Here is a 17,761-nt window from a genome sequence, read left to right on the forward strand (position 1 = left end):
ATCCAAATATAAAAGTGGGATGCATTGGTAATCCCATCCCATGCATCCGTTTAATGCTTATTTTACACTTTTTGTTTCCTCTACTGTCTTTCCTGAAGAACAGCAGGACGACGTTTTCTGATTGTCTGTTTTAACTTCCTCAATCGTGACATTGCAGCAAGACTGCTCCTTCTTTTTCCCAAATAACTTCATAACCCTCACCTCCTTTAAATAATGTAGTGGGTTCATACGATGGATCATCTTCTAGATTAGATAAAACAGGAATCCTGAAAGAGTAGACATGGCAAAGACTGAAACGACAAAAGCTGTGACCAATCTCTTTTGGAAGATGGAATTGAGCAACGTTAGTTCCGGCAAACTTGCACCTGCTGAACTGATCATCAAAGCCATGACAGGAGCAACGGCCATGCCCTTAACAATCAAAATCTGTGACATCGGAATCATCATGGATAGCCGAATGTACAGTGGAATACCAATGATGGCTGCAATTGGTACGATCCACCATTGATTTCCTCCAAAGGTTGTGGAGATCCACTCAGTAGGCACAGCTCCATGGATAACGGCTCCGATTGCAGCTCCGATAATCAAGTAGGGATAAACGGTTTTCATCAATTCAAGCGTTTCTTGAAAGGCTCTTTTCAAACTGAATTTTTGTGAGCTCTCTTCATATCCAGTCATGATGACCTGTTTCACCGATTTTTCAAAGCCCAGTTTTTCGAGCAGTAGACCGATAATGGTTGATAGTATTGATGTAATCACCGTGTAGGCAACCGCAACCTTAACGCCTAACAAAGCCCCCATCAGGGTGATAATGGTTGGATCGAGAACCGGAGAGGAGAACAGGAAAACCATGACAATTCCAAAACGAATCTTTTCTTTTAACAGATTCACAATAACCGGGACAGTCGAGCAGGAGCAAAAGGGCGTGATGAAGGCCAGGAGCAGGGCTGCCAGTACCCCTAAAGTCGTATTTCTCCCACTCAAATAGCGATTTATTTTTTCATAGGGAATCAATCCCTGAATCAAACTAATAAGAAAAGAAATGCTGACAAACAGCACGGTTAACTCAAGAGCAATGGATAAAAAGCTTTGAAAAATACTCTCGACCATCTTGAATCACTCCATTAAATTTGTATTTTGCAAGTATTAGTTCTAAAAAAGATAATTAGCCTGTCTTCCCGTTGTTAATCAAGCGACTGAAATCGAGAATATTTCTTTACAAAATCAGAACAGACAAAACCCATTATTCTGATGTCAAAGATGTTTCTGCTTGCTTGCAGGAAACCGGGGAGCAGCATCCGTCCGACTGGGCCATTGACGCATTAAGCAATCGGATGGAGCGAATAACTGTCTCCTTTTCAAAAGAACTCATATGAGAAAATACATCATCCAAAAAAGTATTCATTTGTTGGTCAATTTGTCCAGCTACTCCTTTTCCCTCTTCAGTCAGACGCAGCACAAACACCCTTCCGTCTTCCGGACTCGGCGATTTTTTCATCAGGCCCATTTTGACAAGCGTCTGAATTTGTCGGCTGAAGGTGGACATTTCCATACCCAACGTTTCAGAAATGGTTTGTATCGACTGTCCGGGCCTGCGATCAACCTCGTAAAGGATATGACTCTGAACAAGTGAAATGTTGTACTCCTCTGTTGAACAACAGTATTTATCTAGAAAGCCGAAACGTCGGATCATAATTTGAAAAAGTTCTCTCAGGTTTTCCATCTTTATTCCTCCTTAACTTGAATTCATTATATGATTTCTATTTGCAAAATGCAATTAGTTAATTCACCAGATCCAAATCTGCATTTCTTTTTTGATATTTATCTATTTTAATCGGCTTCGACAGATAATCGTCTCCAAAAGAAACTTTTCTCCCAAAAATAAATGATATTAAAGAATAGCTAAAAATGATTCCGAATGACACGGACAATCCATATACAATTGAAGCATCAAGTAATTTTGAAATGAGGGGTATCAGAACGATTGATAGGCAGGATACAATCAAATTTTTCATGGACCCCACACGACCTTTAATCGGCCCGGTACACCGCTGCTGAAGGTGAGAAGTAAAAATGGCCACCGAGAAAGCGTTAGCCGCTCCGAACGTCAGCATAATTAGGAATGTAATTAATGGGTTTCTACTCAAGATCAAAAATATAAATAATAGCGATTGAACAAGAAGCCCGAGAAATGCAGAATTATTAATACCAAGCTTCTTGGATAATAGCACAACAAATGTAACAAATATCATGGCTCCGACAGCGAACCCACCATCATAAAGCGAAATATAAAAGCTGTTGTTTTTGTACCAATGTGTCACCATTGGGACTAACATTAAATTAAAGAAAACAATAGAAAGATAATCTCCAGATGCCATAAATAGATGTGCAGCAAAGCTCTTCTCCTTTTTCATGGCTCTGGCTATTTCTTTCCAGTCATTGATTAAGTTAATCCCTATATTTTTGCCAACATCTTTCTTTACACGGACATGAATCACTTTTGCAAAACTAACGAAAAGGGCCGACAGAAAAAAAGTGATTCCATCAATAATCAATGCAGTCGGTGTGTTGAATAAATAAATAATAGGAGCGACTAGTGCACAGCCCAGTAATTGTCCGCCTTGAAATAGAGTTGTAATCATGCTATTAATTTCAAGAAGCTGAGATTCGTCTTTAACGATTGCAGGTAATAAAGCAAAGTTGGCGGAACTGAAAAATGGACTGACGATATTCAGAAGGATTACAGCAATAAATAGATAGACCAATCCTAAATTATTAGTGATCAAAACCACCAGACCACTGCTTAGGACTAAAAATCCGCTTAACACATCACAGATAACCGAAACAAATTTAGGATTATTTCGATCAACCAGGGAGCCTGATAGAAGCTGTACTGAAAGCATGACGAGATATTGAAGAATCAGTACTCCACCGAATGCCAACGCACTATTCGTTCTATCGTACACTAATTTACTAATAGCGATCGTGAACATGCCATTTCCCATATTAGTTATCAATGTTGCCAGCATTATTAGTTTAACTTCTCTGGAATGATGCAGGAATCTGTATAGAAATGATTTATCGTTCATTAACCAAGCCTTCTTTGTATTGTGGTTTTGTGTTGACTTATGGGACATATCAGCAAATATCGACTTATATTTGCGTTATACAAATAAATAATTTAGAAATAAATAAATGGTTATTGATTCACTATCTTGTAAATCGTAGAAAAAAATGTGCAAATTGACGGAAGTCATTAAAAGTCTAAAATAAATTTATCATTGCAACTCCTCCCTTCAGAATAGAATTATATATATTTTATTTGTAATTTGCAAATATAATGTACACATGATCCACTTTTTTAATCTTTATCTAGAATTTTCTCAGAGGGAGCAAAAAAGTAGACAGCTTGTGAGGGTCTCGAAACCATAAGTTGCTCCAAAAAGGCAGCCGAATATGAAAAAAGAGGCTGTCTCAAAAGTCATTTTTGACTCTTAGGCAGTCTCCTAATATCACATCTTATGTCCTTGAAAATCCCAGTGATCATTCACATTTCTATTTTTCCCATCTTGAAAATTCTTCAGAGCTGTTCATTTAACATCTCCTGAAATTCCTTTTCAGTAATTATTGCGACTCCAAGTTGTTGAGCTTTGGTTAATTTACTACCCGCATCTTCCCCTGCTAGAACATACGATGTCTTTTTAGATACACTGCTCGAAACCTGGCCACCATGACTCTGAATCAGTTCTGCGGCTTCACTTCTTTTTAGGTTTGGGAGTGTGCCTGTAATAACAAAACGTTTACCAGACAGTCTTTCATCTCCCTCCTTGTTGCCCGCATTTCTGGATACAGTATTCACTCCAACTTCTTTCAGTTTGGAAATTAATTCTCGGTTGTTTGTCTGCTCAAAAAAATTCAAAACAGCATTGACGATTGTATCACCGAAATCAGGAAGAGCTATTAATTGATCATAGGTTGCATTAATTATGGCATCAATATCTGGAAAATTCAGAGCCAAAACTCTTGCCGTTTGTTTTCCCACATTTTTGATCCCCAAACCTGTAATCAACTTCTCAAGATCATTATTTTTAGATCTCTCAATTGCCTCCAATAAGTTATCTGTTGCCTTATCTCTGCCTACAACACCTTTTTCAATTAACTCTGCTCTGTATCGCTTCAAGTAATAGATATCAACAAGGTTACCGATATAACCGTCAGAAATAAGCGTTTCAACAGAATTTGGGCCTAATCCCTCTATGTCCATGGCCTCTTTAGAAGCAAAATATGCGATTCCTCTTATTTGTTGAGCATAGCACCGATCGCTTACACATCTTAAGTCCGCTCCGTCATCGTCTTTTACAACGGGAGAATCACAAATAGGACATCTTACTGGCATTTCATACTTGATAGCACCATTTGGTCTTTTTTCTACAAGGACTTTTTTGACCTCAGGAATTATATCTCCAGCTTTTTGTATAACAACTGTATCACCAATTCTAATATCCTTTGTATTGATATAATCCTGATTGTGTAAGCTCGCTTTTGATACTGTCGTCCCCGCTATCTTAATTGGTTCTAGTATTGCCAAGGGGGTCAACTTTCCTGTTCTCCCAACCTGTACCTTTATATCCTTTACAACCGTTTCTCTTTGTTCAGGAGGGTACTTATAGGCAATGGCCCATTTAGGAACCTTACTTGTGCTCCCTAACGTCTTTCTGTCATTTAAATCATTTACTTTAATGACTGCCCCATCAATGCCAAATGGTAAATCAAGCCTCTTCTCGCCAATTTCACATACGGCTTCCCACACTTCTTCAGCTGTAGTGCATATTGGAGATCCCGGAACGATAGGAAAACCCATCTTTTTTAACCATTCCAATGATTCATTATGGGTGTTAAATCTCAGCCCTCCTGATACTTCCAAATTAAACACAAAAATGTCAAGATTACGCTCCCTAACAATTTTAGGATCCAATTGCCTCAGTGTGCCGGCCGCCAGGTTTCTTGCTGTTTTGTATGTCTTGCCTCCAGCATTTTTTTGCTTTTCCATGATCATCTCAAATGAGAGGTTTGACATATAGACTTCCCCACGCACCTCTAAATATGGGATGTCAGTAGGAATTTTCTTGGGTATTGGCTGTATTTCTAACGCATTCGCTAAAACTGACTCTCCGATTTCACCATTGCCTCTAGTTATCGCTTCTTTTAACTCGCCATTGTAATACCTCAGCATGAGTGTTAATCCATCTATTTTTGTTTCAACAACATAATGAGGATCATCCACCTGAGAACTTACCCTATGAACAAAGTCAATGACTTCTTCCTTTGAGAATACGTCTTGAAGACTTATAACTGGAATGTCATGTTGAACCCTTTTTAATTCACGCTTTGGCGATCCTCCGACCTCTTGAGTTGGAGAATCTGGATTAACATATTCCGGATGCTTTTTCTCTAAACTTTTAAGCTCATTTGTTAACCGGTCGTACTCATAATCAGTTATTTCTGGCTGATCTTCATCGTAATACCTTTTATTGTGATACCAAATGATTTTGCGTAGTTCTTCAACTCTCGCCTTATCACTCATGCTGCTACGCCTCCCACACGTGAAATCCAAGAATTACTTTCTTCATTCACTGTGATGGAAACACCACATGCACCAAATATCTCTTCACCTAGTTGTCTAAGCAATAGCTGACTTATTTCCATGTTATGCCGTTGTCGGAATACTCCATATCTAGACACGTTCTGTTTTACTGATAACGTGCCATCGCCGCGCGTCGCCCCAAGCACAAAACGCCCCTTTTCATAGGTCAGGGAAATAGCCAGTCCATCAATTTTTAATTCGCAGACGTAAGTCACATCGTCTCCCACGGCCTGGCGGACGCGGCGGTCAAAATCGAGCAGTTCCGCCTCACTGAACACGTCACCAAGGCTGAGCATCGGAATGGCGTGCGTGACTTTATTGAATTCCTTGAGTGGTTCTCCGCCGACACGCTGGGTAGGCGATTCAGGTGTCACCCAGTCCGGGTGTTCCTGCTCAATCGCGATCAACTCCTGCATTAACCGGTCATATTCGCTATCCGGAACACTCGGATTGTCTTCCACATAGTACTCATAACTATATTGATCCAATAATGCGCGCAGGTCACGGACATGCTGAGGCAGATTGTCTACCATGTCTCTTTTTTCTCCTTTTCAAAAGGAATTTCAAAAATAAGAATGAGCCCCGGATTCAGCCGTCATGAATTCCGAATTACACCTTTTCAATCGGCGCAAAAGCGCCGAGCAGCCGTTTCAATCCAACCGGGCTTGGGAAAACAATGTCCAATTCTACACTGTCGCCGCTTCCCTTTGTGCTGACAACCGTCCCTTGGCCCCACTTTTTATGCAGCACTTTGTCTCCCGCATGCCATTCCTCATTTCCTGTCGGCCGTTTCTGAAGCATTGGTGCAGGTTTTTTGTATACGGATGCTAAACGGCTGGCAAATGGTGCACTCGATAGTGAAGGTCTGTCAAAACGGCCGGCCACCTCCTGATGTTCCGGCTCTTCAGTGTCGAGCAGTGCTTCAGGTATTTCCTTGATAAAACGCGATACCGGATTAGTTACGGTCTGCCCGAACAGCATGCGCACCTGGGCCGAAGTCAGGAAAAGGCGCTGCTTAGCGCGGGTGATGCCGACATAGGCCAGCCGCCGCTCTTCCTCCATTTCATTCTCATCATCCAAAGCCCTTGAATGTGGAAAAATGCCCTCTTCCATGCCGACAAGAAATACAACGGGGAATTCCAGCCCCTTAGCCGAATGCAAGGTCATCAAGGTTACTGTATCCTGAACTGCCGTGTCTTCCGTCTCATCAACATCCGTGTCAAGGGCGAGTTCGGTCAAAAAATTGATTAAAGATTTGTCATCGTGCGATGCTTCAAATTCCTTTGTCACGGAAAGCAATTCATCCAGGTTTTCAAGCCGGCTCTGGGCTTCGATGGTCCGTTCGGCTTTCAGTGCTTCGCGATACCCTGATTTATCAAGCACCTCTTCCACTAAGTCTGTAACCGACAGAAACTCCTGCATTTTCGACCAGTTCATGATCATCTCGGAAAATGCTTCCATTTTTTTTGCGGTTCGCGCGGCAATCCCGATCTGGTCTATTTCAGCGATCGCCTGCATGAGTGACAGATCGGCACGGATCGCGTAATCCGCGAGTTTATCCATGGATGAAGCCCCGATGCCACGTTTCGGTTCGTTGATGACGCGTGCCAGACTAATCTCGTCATCCGGGTTGGCCACCAGACGCAGATAAGCCAGAATATCTTTTATTTCCTTGCGGTCATAGAACTTGATACTTCCAACCATCCGATACGGAATATTCGATTTAACAAGCGTCTCTTCAATCACGCGGGACTGCGCATTCGTCCGGTACAGTACCGCCAGATCGGCGTACTTGAACCCATCTTTGTACAGTTCCTGCATTTTCCCGGCCACGTAATAGGCTTCCTCATGCTCCGTTCCAGCCTTGAAATAAGCAATTTTCTGGCCGTCCGCATTTTCAGTCCACAGATTCTTCGGCTTCCGATTGTGGTTATTCTGAATCACATGGTTGGCAGCATCCAGAATCTTCTTTGTTGAGCGGTAATTTTGTTCGAGCTTGATTACCGTTGCATCCGGGTAGTCTTCCTCGAAAGAGAGGATGTTATGAATATCTGCCCCGCGCCACCCATAAATAGATTGGTCCGAATCCCCGACCACACACAGATTTTTGAGGCGGTCCGCCAGCATATGGACAAGCAAGTACTGGGCACGGTTCGTATCCTGGTATTCATCGACATGAATATATTGAAACTTTTTCTGATAGTATGCCAGAGTTTCAGGCACGCGCTGAAACAGATGCACGGTCGTCATAATCAGATCGTCAAAATCAAGGGACTGATTTTGCAGCAGGCGCTTTTCGTACTCTATGTAGACATCCCTGACAACCTCGTCAAACGGTCCCATCGCTATTTTTGCAAAATTTGCCGCCGTTTTCAGCTCATTTTTAGCTCCGCTGATTCTTCCAAGGATGCTGCGCGGAGTAAATTTTTTTGGATCCAGATTCTGGTCTTTCAGAATATGCTTGACCACTGACTGCTGGTCTGTTGAATCGAGAATAGAAAAATTGCGGCTGATCCCAAGCCGGTCAATGTCACGCCTTAGAATGCGCACACACATCGAATGAAAAGTGGACACCCAGACATCATTAACAAGCGGCCCGGCCAGTTTCTCGAGCCGTTCCCTCATTTCTTTTGCCGCTTTATTAGTAAAAGTGATCGCCAGCAGATTCCACGGCGCCACATCCCTTTCAATCATCAGATAGGCCATGCGGTGCGTCAGCACGCGTGTTTTGCCGCTTCCCGCGCCAGCCATAATCAGAAGCGGCCCCTCGTGATGTCTGACCGCCTTAAGCTGCTCAGGATTCAGTCCCTCGAGCAGTTCCTGTGAAATACTGTCCATGGTACCACATCCTAATTCTATTTAAAGATTTCGTCCGTCATTTGCCTGCATTCAACCGGTCAAGTGTCATCTGATAACCTTCATTGCCAAAATTGATACAGCGTTTGACACGGGAGATTGTCGCCGTGCTTGCGCCTGTCTCTTCCTCAATGTGATGATACGTGTGGCCGGCCATCAGCATTCTCGCTACTTCCAGCCGCTGCGACAGCGACTGAATCTCTCCCATGGTGCACAAATCATCAAAAAAACGATAGGCTTCTTCACGGTCTTTTAATGTCAGAATAGCATCAAACAGCTGATCCAGCGCCTTGCCTCTTAATTTATCGATTTGCAAATTCGTCCATTCCCTTCCTGATTGCTCCTGTTGACTATGATCACAGGGATAAAGTCTCCCTGATTGGATTCATTTTCGGGGGCCCTCTCCAACAATTAATTCTCCGTGCATGACATCAAAAAGTCCTTTGGGTGTGATACGGATATAAGGCAGATGCGTCGATGACAGAAACAACAGGCTGAAAAACGGATCGCCAAAAGAATAACCCGCCTGTCGAAGCTGCTTTTCAAATTTTTCTGCCTCTTCAATAAGCTGATCCATCGGCAGTTCGGACATACATCCGAGCAACGGAAGGGCAAGCTCCACAGCGATTTTCCCATCCTTAACGATCACGAGGCCACCTCCCGTCGTTTTCAGCCGGTTAAAGGCGGCAACCATATCCGCCTTATTTCGTCCAATAATCAGGATATCTCCGGTTGTTGAAAAACTACCCGCAAATCCGGACAGATTCCGTGCAAACCCGCGCAAATAAGAATTGACGAACCATTTTCCCGCTTTGTCTGCCAGTGTCAGGTAGAGCGTACCATCGGGAAGCTTGCTGTCCACCGCAACGGGCGCCAGCTCAAAAGGACGGGTGATCACATCGTTCACCATGTCCAATCCAGTTGATGATGCAGAATCAAGATCGCGGGGACTCAGTTGAAAATCCATCTGAATTTTTTCCAGATCATCGGCAAAATTATAGCCGGAAAAAGCATCATCAATCCGTTTCCCATCCCTTAGAACCCACTTGCCCTTTGAAAGCACCGAGACCGGGCGCGGATCGGAAGGGGATTTAAGAAAATTAATATTCGCCACTCTGCCCGGAGCTATGTGACCGATTCGGTCGCCCAGATTATAGTGCGATGCGATATTGCTGGATGCCATCATGTAGGCATCTTCGGCTGGCACGCCTGCCTCGAGGGCGATCCGAATCAGATGATCGCAGACACCATCCTTTAGAAATGCCGGTGTTGAGCCGTCCATGTTCATGTACACATGGTCAAAATGGTGGACACCCTCGTCCAGCATGGCTTTCAGGATATCCGGCAAATCAGGCCGTATTGACGAGTAGCGCAAAGACACCGTATAACCCAGCTTCAAACGCATGACAGCTTCCTTACCGGTCATCGCTTCATGGTCGCAGTCTGCGCCAAAAAGTTTCAGCTGAGTCAGTGTGCGCTCAGATGCTCCCGGAAGGTGAGACTCAATCGGCTTCCTGAGCAGTTTCGTTTCACGCATCCATGAAAGAATCTGGTCATTTCCATGTACAACCTGCGGCCAACCGGTCAGCTCACCGCCCTGAACGACGAGCGGATGATTCAGCCATGCTTTGATCCTTTTGTCATTAAAAAGGGAATGAATCACCTCTGACTGGGGATCGTAGCGGCACCACCAATAAAACGTCGCAGGCAGTTCCGCCAGATGATCGATCACTTTGAATGCTTCTACATCACTCAGGCACCGGAACAAAATAGCGTTATCACAGATTAGCGTTGTTGTGCCGAGCGGCGCCGCGTACGCGGCCAGAGTCACAGGATTATAAAGCTGTCCCGGATGGACATGCGGCTCAATATAGCCGGGAACAAGTACCAATCCGGAACAGTCTACCTGTTCAGTTTTTCCGTTCATCTTTACAGGCAGGCGGTCGCCTACATAGACAATCCGGTCATGGTCAATCCAAATATTCGCACGTTCCCATGACTTCATATAGGTATTCAGATAACGCGCATTCTCAAGCACCAGCGTCGGTGTCTCATTATCTCGGACAATTGCTGTCTGCCGGCGTATCTGGGAAAGCGTCCAATAATAGTCCCGAATCTTGATGCACTTCCCTTAATGATTGTCGCACACTGCTCCATGAAAGTATTCCTTTTAATATCTTACATCAATTAAGCGGCTGGATAAAGCTAAAACAGCTCATTTCTTCCGATCTGGAGATTCACTTTTTAATCACCTTTTCCCTGAAGAACTTTTTTGAAGGATTGTCCGTTTCATCTATCGGAAATCACAGATTTGTGCTAGCCTAAAATTAATCTTAACCGAGAGAGATGGGAGTTGTGTCCCAATGAACATATTATGGGATTTTGACGGTACACTTTTTGATACATACCCGGTCTATGTAAAATTGATGAAAAAAATTCTCGGGCCGGATGTCAACGGCAGTGAAATTTACGCCCAACTGAAAGTGTCTTTCACACATGCGTTCGATTACTTCAATGTTTCTGAATCCCAGGCAAGCCGCTTTTTTTCTTTGTTCCGTGAAACCCCGGCGCAGACATTCAAACCTTTTAAGGATGTGGAAAAAGTTCTGGATTTCGCGGATAAAAGTGTTATCATGACCCATAACAACCGGACCGATCTTTTTAAAATACTGGAGCTCCACGGATTTAAAAAGTATTTTGCCGACGCTGTGACAAGCGATGATCACTTTCCCAGGAAGACCGATCCGGCTTCATACGTGTATCTCAATAACAAGTATTCGATTGATCTGGTAATTGGAGACCGGGAGTTAGACATCATTCCGGGGAAAAAAATCGGCGCAAAAACGTGCCTTTTTCAGAATAAAAAACCTGGTGCAGATTTTTATCTGGATGAGTATAAGGATTTCTTCACCGTAGTCCATGTGTAAAATTCATCAAAATACGCGTAAAAAAACAGAGCGTCTCAAAACGGACGCTCTGTTTTTTATTGCATTTATTTCACTGTGCGGGGGTTCCTTCATGCTCAGCCAGTGTCTGATCAATATAGCCCTTGATCAGTTTTGCCGAGGCATTGAATGATTCCTGCTCTTTGTCACTCAGATGGAAGCGGAGGATCTCCTCTACTCCATTTCTACCCAGAACAATCGGAACACCTGCCGACACATTTTTCTGTCCGTATTCACCGTCAAGGATAACGGAAGCGGGTGTAATGTTACGCGCATCATTTAAAATCGATTTAGCAAAGAAAGCAAGCTGATTGCCGATCCCGAACTGTGTGTTGCCCTTGCGTTTATGAATCTCCCAACCAAAATGGCGAGCTGCGTCTTCGATTTTTTCGCGATCTATTTTCCCAAACCGATCACTGTTCTCAGCTTCATAGTCGTTAAGCGATTGGCCGCCGATCCGGACATGAGACCATGCTGCGATCTGAGAATCTCCGTGTTCGCCGACCATGTAAGCGCTGATGCTGCGCGGATCAATGCCGCCGAGCGCTTCGGAAATCTGTCGGCGCAGCCTCATGCTGTCAAGCGCGGTTCCTGTGCCAATCACCTGATTTTTCGGCAGTCCGGACAGATGATAGAATAAGTAGGTAATTATATCGCATGGGTTCGTTGCGATAACGTAGATGCCATTGAATCCGGCCTTGCGCAGCTTCGGAACGATGTCATATGCAATGGCTGCGGTGCCTTTCAGCAGTTCGAGACGGGAACCCTTCGGAATCTGCGACCTTTCTGTCACGGAAACAAGAATGACGTCACAGGCCGCCAAGCCTTCCAGCGGCACTTCGTAAACACGGGTCCGCGACGGCGTTACTTCAATGCTGTCGGCGAAATCCCATGCCTCACCTTTTGCCCGTTCACTGTCAATATCCGAAAGATACAGCTCGTCCGCAACATTCTCGTGCAGAACGGCCGAAGCGGCCGCCTTCCCGACATTTCCTATTCCAACAATACCAACTTTTCTGACTGTTTTGCTCACTATAATCCTCTCCTCTGCTTTGTATATCCTTTCTATTTATCTGTTGTGACGTTATTCTACACCTTATGTTTTTACGTATCAAGAATCCCGGAGAAATTGACAGGAAAATTTTAAAAAATGATTATGTTAAAGTTCAAAGTTGATTTCACCACTCCGTTGATTGGTGGAAGGTGTGCGGGCTCCTGTAGGAACAGCGAGGAGGCTCGCGGAAAGCGAGCGCATGGAGTGAAAAGCAACAGATGAGTTTAACAAAGCCTAAAAAAACAGTATGGACCCGCAGCATGTGCTTGCTTTTTAAAAACACGTGCCCGATTCAGTTCCGCATCATTTGTTCCAGACCAGGGATAGTCTTCGAATCCCATTTTGAATGTCGCTGTCATTCAAACCTGCAAATCCAAGCAAAATTTGTGGCTGCTCGAGTTTCATCATCGACGCATAATAAATGGACGTGGGATAAACTTTAACACCGACGCTTAACGCTGATTGGATCAGCGCTCCCTCACCCATACCGTTATTCAATTGCAGGATGAGATGGAGGCCGGATTTTTCACCTATAACTAATACTTTTTCATCAAGATACTGTTGAATCGCCTGGATGATCATTTGATGTTTATGTTTATAAAGTGTCCGCATCCGGTCTATATGGTGTTCCCAGTCTCCATTTTTCATAAACAGATAGATGATCTGCTGATTTAGCGAAGACGCGGTTTGCTTGAGCAAAGAAAACGTCTTTAGGTAATGGTCGACGAGTGTGTCCGGAAGAATCATGTAACTGACCCGCAAAGAAGGGATCAGTGATTTTGAAAATGTTCCCAGATAAATTACCGAGCGCCCCTGATCCAATCCCTGCAGCGAAGGAACAGGTTTTCCGGCATAGCGAAACTCGCCATCGTAATCGTCTTCAATAACATATCGATTCTCTTTCTCATTCGCCCACTTGACTAGCTCAATCCGCTTGGAAACCGGGAGAATCATACCCAGGGGGAATTGATGGGACGGCGTCAGGTAGACGATTCCAGTATTCATTTTACAGATCGGGTCGATAGCCAGTCCATCAAATTCAACCGGAATATCCGCTCTAGGAATACCAAGATAATGAACGAGTTCCCGGACACGGTGAAAGCCTGGATTCTCCATCGCAAAAGTCATATTTTGTGGAAGTATCTGCAGCAATTGTCCCAATAAATATTGCGTGCCCGAACCGATAACAACCTGTGATGGGTCGCAAATCACGCCTCTGGATTGATAAAGGTAAGTGGCAATTTCATGACGAAGTGACGGTGAACCTTGGAAAGGTCCATTCTGGAAGAAACGGGACCCCTCTTTCGAATAAAGCTGACGACTGTATTTTCTGAGCAATGGATAGGGAAAATGATCGGTATCCACTTTGCCATGGCTAAAATCAATGAATTCAGATTTTTCATCGTTCGATATTACGTGCTTTTTGCTGATACCTGACTCTTCCTGTCTGTGTGAATTCAGATGTTCATCTTTATAAATGACGAACATGCCGCTGCGCGGTCTGCTTTCGACGTATCCCTCCGCGAGAAGCTGCTGGTACGCACTGTCAATAGTATTCAGGCTAACCTTCAAAAAAGAAGAGAGTTTGCGCTTTGAAGGAAGCTTGCAGCCATAAGGCAGCCGATTCTCTTTTATCTCATTAATGAAATAGGTAAACAGTTGAACATACAAGGGTTGGCTATCCTCACGATTTAATGCCGGAACAACGGTCTTCATTTAACTTCACTTCCATTCAGCAAAGATGAACTGATACCTTGCATATTTAAATTTCTGAACCTTTTGTTACTACCAGTTATCGCATATAATCACTGAAAAAGGAAGGGAAGATGGTCAGATGATTTCTATTAAAGAATTGAAAAATGAAGACGAATGGCGTGACGTTTTTCCAGTCGTGCATCAGCTTCGGACTCAATTGGATGAAACAACTTATTTAAAGCTTGTCCATGAAGCCTGTCACCATGAAGACTATCATCTGTTCGCTCTATACGCACAGCAAGAGCCCGTTTCCATAGTCGGATTTATGCCAATGACAACACTATATTACGGCAGATCTATCTGGGTATGCGACTTAGTTACAGATGAAGCCGAGCGTTCACGTGGATATGGAGGAAAACTGCTCGATTTTGTCCAATCATGGTCAAGAGAGCACGGCTATGCGGTCATTGCACTTTCAAGTGGTTTGCAGAGAAAAGAAGCGCATCGCTTTTATCAGGAAAAGGCGGGATATGACAAAGTCAGTTATGTGTTTAAGAAAAAATTGGATTAACCTTCGCTTGTTCAGAAGCCACATTGCAGATTTATCAACAAATTCAAAAGACCACCCGTTTAAAATGCCTAAATTAGAAAAAGATAAAGAACCCTGACGAAAATAGGATTGGTTTCGCCAGGGTTCTTTATTATCCATTCTTATATGTTACTTTCCTGCCGCTTCCAATGCGCGGTGGCCGATGTCTTTCCTGAAAAACACATTGTCGGTTGCGATGCTTTCAAGGTCGCGATTCACGGCATCGCGCGCTGCACGAAGGTCGTCGCCGAGCCTGGTAACAAGCAGCACTCGACCGCCATTAGTCAGCCAGTCAGCACCAGACTTTTTCGTACCAGCATGGAAAAGCAATGCATCATCGGAAAGTGCCTCCAAATTTCCAAGCTTCTTGCCCTTGGGATAAGATCCCGGGTAACCTTTAGATGCAAGAACCGTTCCGACCGCCGTTTGATCCGACCATAAGAGTTCAGGCTGCTCGCCATTCAGAATGTCCAGCACGACCTGAATCAGGTCGGATTCCATTCGCGGCAGGACGACCTGTGTCTCCGGGTCGCCGAAACGGCAGTTGAATTCGATGACTTTCGGACCGTTCTTCGTCAGCATCAGCCCGGCGTACAGCACGCCGGTGAACGGGCAGCCGTCGAGGACCATACTATCAGCAGCCGGCTTCAAAATTGTTTGGACAGCTTCGTCCACAATCTTTTGTGAAATCTGTGGTACCGGGGAGTAAGCGCCCATTCCCCCAGTGTTCGGTCCTTTGTCCTCTTCGTAAGCGCGCTTGTGATCCTGAGCAATCGCGAGCGGCGCTACTGTACTGCCATTGACCAGCGCCATCAGAGAAAACTCGTCGCCCTCAAGATATTCCTCAATCACCACGCGCGCGCCGGCTTCAGCAAACTTTTTATCCTTCATCAGCGTCTTCAGGCCCTGCTCGGCTTCTGCCAGTGTCAGTGCAACAATTACACCCTTGCCCGCGGCCAGTCCGTCCGCCTTCAGAACAATCGGCGCGCCGACTTTCTGGAGATAATCACTTGCTTCTTGATAGTCTGTGAAAGACTGATAGTGTGATGTCGGAATCTTATACTTTTCCATCAGCGCTTTGGCAAAAGACTTGCTGCCTTCGATCTGTGCAGCGACCTTGGAGGGTCCGAAAACCTTCAGCCCCTGTTTCAAAAAATAATCGACGATGCCGCCGACCAGTGGTTGCTCAGGACCGACAAGGGTCAGATCGACATGATGATTTATAGCAAAAGCAGCGAGCCCTTCAAAATCCATCACGTCAATCGGCACGCATTCGGCTACAGAAGCCATGCCGTCGCTTCCCGGTGCCGCATACAGCTTATCCACTTTCGGGCTTTGTGCGGCTTTCCATGCCATCGCATGCTCACGGCCGCCACCGCCGACAATCAGAATATTCATGTTCCGAGTCTCCTCTCAGCAACAATCAGTGTTTGAAATGGCGCATACCGGTCATAACCATGGCGATGTTGTATTTATTCGCCATGTCGATCGATTCCTGGTCGCGGATCGATCCGCCCGGCTGGATGATTGCCGTGATGCCGGCCTTCGCTGCGACTTCAACGGTGTCACTCATCGGGAAGTAAGCATCAGAGGAAAGAACTGCCCCTTTTGTTTTTTCGCCCGCTTCCTCAAGCGCAATTTTCGCCGCGCCGACACGGTTCGTCTGTCCGCCGCCCATGCCGACCATCCGACCATGATTAACAAGAGCAATTGCGTTGGACTTGACATGTTTGACGATCGTCCAGGCAAACTTCAGGCTCTCCATCTCTTCCTCTGTCGGCTTGCGCTCCGTAACAACCTTCAGATTGTCCTTGATATCTTCATAGCCCTTTGTATCCAGATCCTGTACGAGCATGCCACCGCGTACAGATGTATACTGAATAAAATCCTGAGCATCATCCGTCATCTTCACCTGCAGCAGACGCAAGTTTTTCTTCTTCTTCTCAAGAATGGCGATCGCTTCATCAGAGTATGAAGGAGCAATGATGATTTCCAGAAAAATACCGTGCAGTTTTTCCGCCAGTTCCGCGTCCACTTCCCGGTTCAGAGCAACAATTCCACCGAAAATAGAAACAGGATCCGCTTCATAGGCTTTGTCGTATGCCTCATTGACCGTTTTACCCGTCCCAATACCGCACGGATTCATATGCTTAACCGCTACCGCTGCCGGTTCCTTGAATTCTTTGACAATGCCAAGCGCCGCATCCGCATCGCGAATATTGTTATAGGAAAGTTCTTTTCCATGCAGCTGTTTTGCTGCGGCAATCGTCGATTCATTTTCGATCGGTTCGCCGTAAAAAGCCGCCATCTGATGAGGATTTTCACCGTAGCGCAGCCCCTGCTTCTTTTCATAAGTGATCGTCAGCTTTTCAGGGAATGCCTCACCGACCTGCTTTGTAAAGTAGTCGGCAATCAGCGCATCATAAGCGGCTGTATGGCGGAATACTTTAGCAGCCAGTTTTTGTTTCAGTTCAAAAGGAACCTCGGCATTTTCATCCAGGCTTTCAGCGACCTGATCATAATCCGTGGGATCACAGACAACAGTGACGCTCTTGTGATTTTTTGCCGCCGAACGGAGCATGCTCGGCCCGCCAATATCAATATTTTCGACCGCTTCGTCATAAGCGACATCCGGTCTCGCAATCGTTTCTTTAAAAGGATAGAGATTGACGATCACAAAATCAATCGGCTGGATGTCGTGCTCTGCAATCGCATCCATATGGGTTTTCTTGTCACGTACAGCGAGCAGTCCGCCGTGAATCGCCGGGTGGAGCGTCTTCACGCGTCCGTCGAGGATTTCGGGAAAGCCTGTGACATCGCTGACCGACTTGACTGGAAGGTCTGCCGCTTCAATTGCCCTTTTTGTCCCGCCGGTTGAAATGATTTCAATGCCGGCATCCACTAACTTTTTAACAAAATCGATGAGTCCTGTTTTATCTGAAACACTTACTAAGGCACGTTTTGTCACTTTGATACTT

14 protein-coding genes and 1 pseudogene are annotated in these 17,761 nt (G+C 44.9%); 2 read left to right on the top strand and 13 right to left on the bottom strand.

Going from position 1 to position 17,761, the window contains the following annotated elements; translation table 11 throughout:
* Nucleotides 1-57: 57 nt before the first annotated feature.
* The 9 genes and pseudogenes from COP04_RS20565 to COP04_RS17855 all read right to left on the bottom strand — a co-directional run bounded on the left by COP04_RS20565 (nt 58) and on the right by COP04_RS17855 (nt 10,538).
* Nucleotides 58-192 (bottom strand): hypothetical protein, encoded by a 135-nt coding sequence (locus COP04_RS20565; protein ID WP_275656869.1) that lies wholly within the window; start codon nt 190-192, stop codon nt 58-60.
* A gap of 51 nt (nt 193-243) precedes the next feature.
* On the bottom strand, nt 244-1,110 hold the full coding sequence (locus COP04_RS17820) for a permease (RefSeq protein ID WP_100489253.1): 867 nt from the start codon (nt 1,108-1,110) through the stop codon (nt 244-246).
* Nucleotides 1,111-1,243: 133 nt separating this feature from the next.
* On the bottom strand, nt 1,244-1,723 hold the full coding sequence (locus COP04_RS17825) for a MarR family winged helix-turn-helix transcriptional regulator (RefSeq protein WP_100489254.1): 480 nt from the start codon (nt 1,721-1,723) through the stop codon (nt 1,244-1,246).
* Between the two features lie 58 nt (nt 1,724-1,781).
* Nucleotides 1,782-3,089 (bottom strand): MFS transporter, encoded by a 1,308-nt coding sequence (locus COP04_RS17830; protein ID WP_157800372.1) that lies wholly within the window; start codon nt 3,087-3,089, stop codon nt 1,782-1,784.
* Nucleotides 3,090-3,580: 491 nt separating this feature from the next.
* Nucleotides 3,581-5,584, bottom strand: coding sequence for an NAD-dependent DNA ligase LigA (ligA, locus tag COP04_RS17835; RefSeq protein WP_100489256.1), 2,004 nt, complete (start codon nt 5,582-5,584; stop codon nt 3,581-3,583).
* Nucleotides 5,585-5,694: 110 nt separating this feature from the next.
* Nucleotides 5,695-6,177: pseudogene (gene ligA, locus COP04_RS17840) on the bottom strand (NAD-dependent DNA ligase LigA); the annotation flags it as partial.
* A gap of 76 nt (nt 6,178-6,253) precedes the next feature.
* Nucleotides 6,254-8,482, bottom strand: coding sequence for a DNA helicase PcrA (gene pcrA / locus COP04_RS17845; protein ID WP_100489257.1), 2,229 nt, complete (start codon nt 8,480-8,482; stop codon nt 6,254-6,256).
* Between the two features lie 37 nt (nt 8,483-8,519).
* Nucleotides 8,520-8,816 carry a YerC/YecD family TrpR-related protein gene (locus COP04_RS17850; protein ID WP_100489258.1) on the bottom strand — a complete coding sequence of 99 codons (297 nt, stop codon included), beginning with the start codon at nt 8,814-8,816 and terminating at the stop codon, nt 8,520-8,522.
* Nucleotides 8,817-8,885: 69 nt separating this feature from the next.
* Entirely contained in the window at nt 8,886-10,538 is a 1,653-nt protein-coding gene (locus COP04_RS17855) for an adenine deaminase C-terminal domain-containing protein (RefSeq protein WP_239984931.1), read from the bottom strand.
* 325 nt (nt 10,539-10,863) lie between these two features.
* Between COP04_RS17855 and COP04_RS17860 the strand changes: the two genes are divergently transcribed.
* Nucleotides 10,864-11,427 (top strand): HAD-IA family hydrolase, encoded by a 564-nt coding sequence (locus COP04_RS17860; RefSeq protein ID WP_100489260.1) that lies wholly within the window; start codon nt 10,864-10,866, stop codon nt 11,425-11,427.
* Nucleotides 11,428-11,497: 70 nt separating this feature from the next.
* Here the strand turns inward: COP04_RS17860 and COP04_RS17865 are convergent, their stop codons facing one another.
* Both COP04_RS17865 and pdxR read right to left on the bottom strand, forming a co-directional pair.
* A complete protein-coding gene (locus COP04_RS17865) occupies nt 11,498-12,478 on the bottom strand; it encodes an L-lactate dehydrogenase (protein WP_100489261.1) in 981 nt (326 codons plus the stop codon).
* Nucleotides 12,479-12,802: 324 nt separating this feature from the next.
* On the bottom strand, nt 12,803-14,215 hold the full coding sequence (gene pdxR, locus COP04_RS17870) for a MocR-like pyridoxine biosynthesis transcription factor PdxR (protein ID WP_100489262.1): 1,413 nt from the start codon (nt 14,213-14,215) through the stop codon (nt 12,803-12,805).
* 118 nt (nt 14,216-14,333) lie between these two features.
* Here pdxR and COP04_RS17875 point away from each other — a divergent pair, with 118 nt between their 5' ends.
* The gene (locus tag COP04_RS17875) at nt 14,334-14,765 is read left to right on the top strand and encodes a GNAT family N-acetyltransferase (RefSeq protein ID WP_100489263.1); all 432 of its coding nucleotides are present in this window, start codon (nt 14,334-14,336) and stop codon (nt 14,763-14,765) included.
* A 147-nt stretch (nt 14,766-14,912) separates the two neighbouring features.
* On the opposite strand, the gene purD is transcribed toward COP04_RS17875, so the two are convergent.
* Both purD and purH read right to left on the bottom strand, forming a co-directional pair.
* Entirely contained in the window at nt 14,913-16,181 is a 1,269-nt protein-coding gene (gene purD, locus COP04_RS17880; protein WP_100489264.1) for a phosphoribosylamine--glycine ligase, read from the bottom strand.
* Nucleotides 16,182-16,206: 25 nt separating this feature from the next.
* Complete coding sequence (gene purH, locus COP04_RS17885; RefSeq protein ID WP_100489265.1) at nt 16,207-17,751, bottom strand: bifunctional phosphoribosylaminoimidazolecarboxamide formyltransferase/IMP cyclohydrolase; 1,545 nt, start codon at nt 17,749-17,751, stop codon at nt 16,207-16,209.
* Nucleotides 17,752-17,761: the final 10 nt, after the last annotated feature.

This window comes from Sporolactobacillus pectinivorans (assembly GCF_002802965.1).
GTDB lineage: Bacteria > Bacillota > Bacilli > Bacillales > Sporolactobacillaceae > Sporolactobacillus > Sporolactobacillus pectinivorans.

Excerpts from the sequence above, each read along its gene's own strand:
- COP04_RS20565 (WP_275656869.1), bottom strand. The coding sequence starts at position 192 with ATGAAGTTATTTGGGAAAAAGAAGGAGCAGTCTTGCTGCAATGTCACG.
- COP04_RS17820 (WP_100489253.1), bottom strand. The coding sequence starts at position 1,110 with ATGGTCGAGAGTATTTTTCAAAGCTTTTTATCCATTGCTCTTGAGTTA.
- COP04_RS17825 (WP_100489254.1), bottom strand. The coding sequence starts at position 1,723 with ATGGAAAACCTGAGAGAACTTTTTCAAATTATGATCCGACGTTTCGGC.
- COP04_RS17830 (WP_157800372.1), bottom strand. The coding sequence starts at position 3,089 with ATGAACGATAAATCATTTCTATACAGATTCCTGCATCATTCCAGAGAA.
- ligA (WP_100489256.1), bottom strand. The coding sequence starts at position 5,584 with ATGAGTGATAAGGCGAGAGTTGAAGAACTACGCAAAATCATTTGGTAT.
- pcrA (WP_100489257.1), bottom strand. The coding sequence starts at position 8,482 with ATGGACAGTATTTCACAGGAACTGCTCGAGGGACTGAATCCTGAGCAG.
- COP04_RS17860 (WP_100489260.1), top strand. The coding sequence starts at position 10,864 with ATGAACATATTATGGGATTTTGACGGTACACTTTTTGATACATACCCG.
- pdxR (WP_100489262.1), bottom strand. The coding sequence starts at position 14,215 with ATGAAGACCGTTGTTCCGGCATTAAATCGTGAGGATAGCCAACCCTTG.
- COP04_RS17875 (WP_100489263.1), top strand. The coding sequence starts at position 14,334 with ATGATTTCTATTAAAGAATTGAAAAATGAAGACGAATGGCGTGACGTT.
- purD (WP_100489264.1), bottom strand. The coding sequence starts at position 16,181 with ATGAATATTCTGATTGTCGGCGGTGGCGGCCGTGAGCATGCGATGGCA.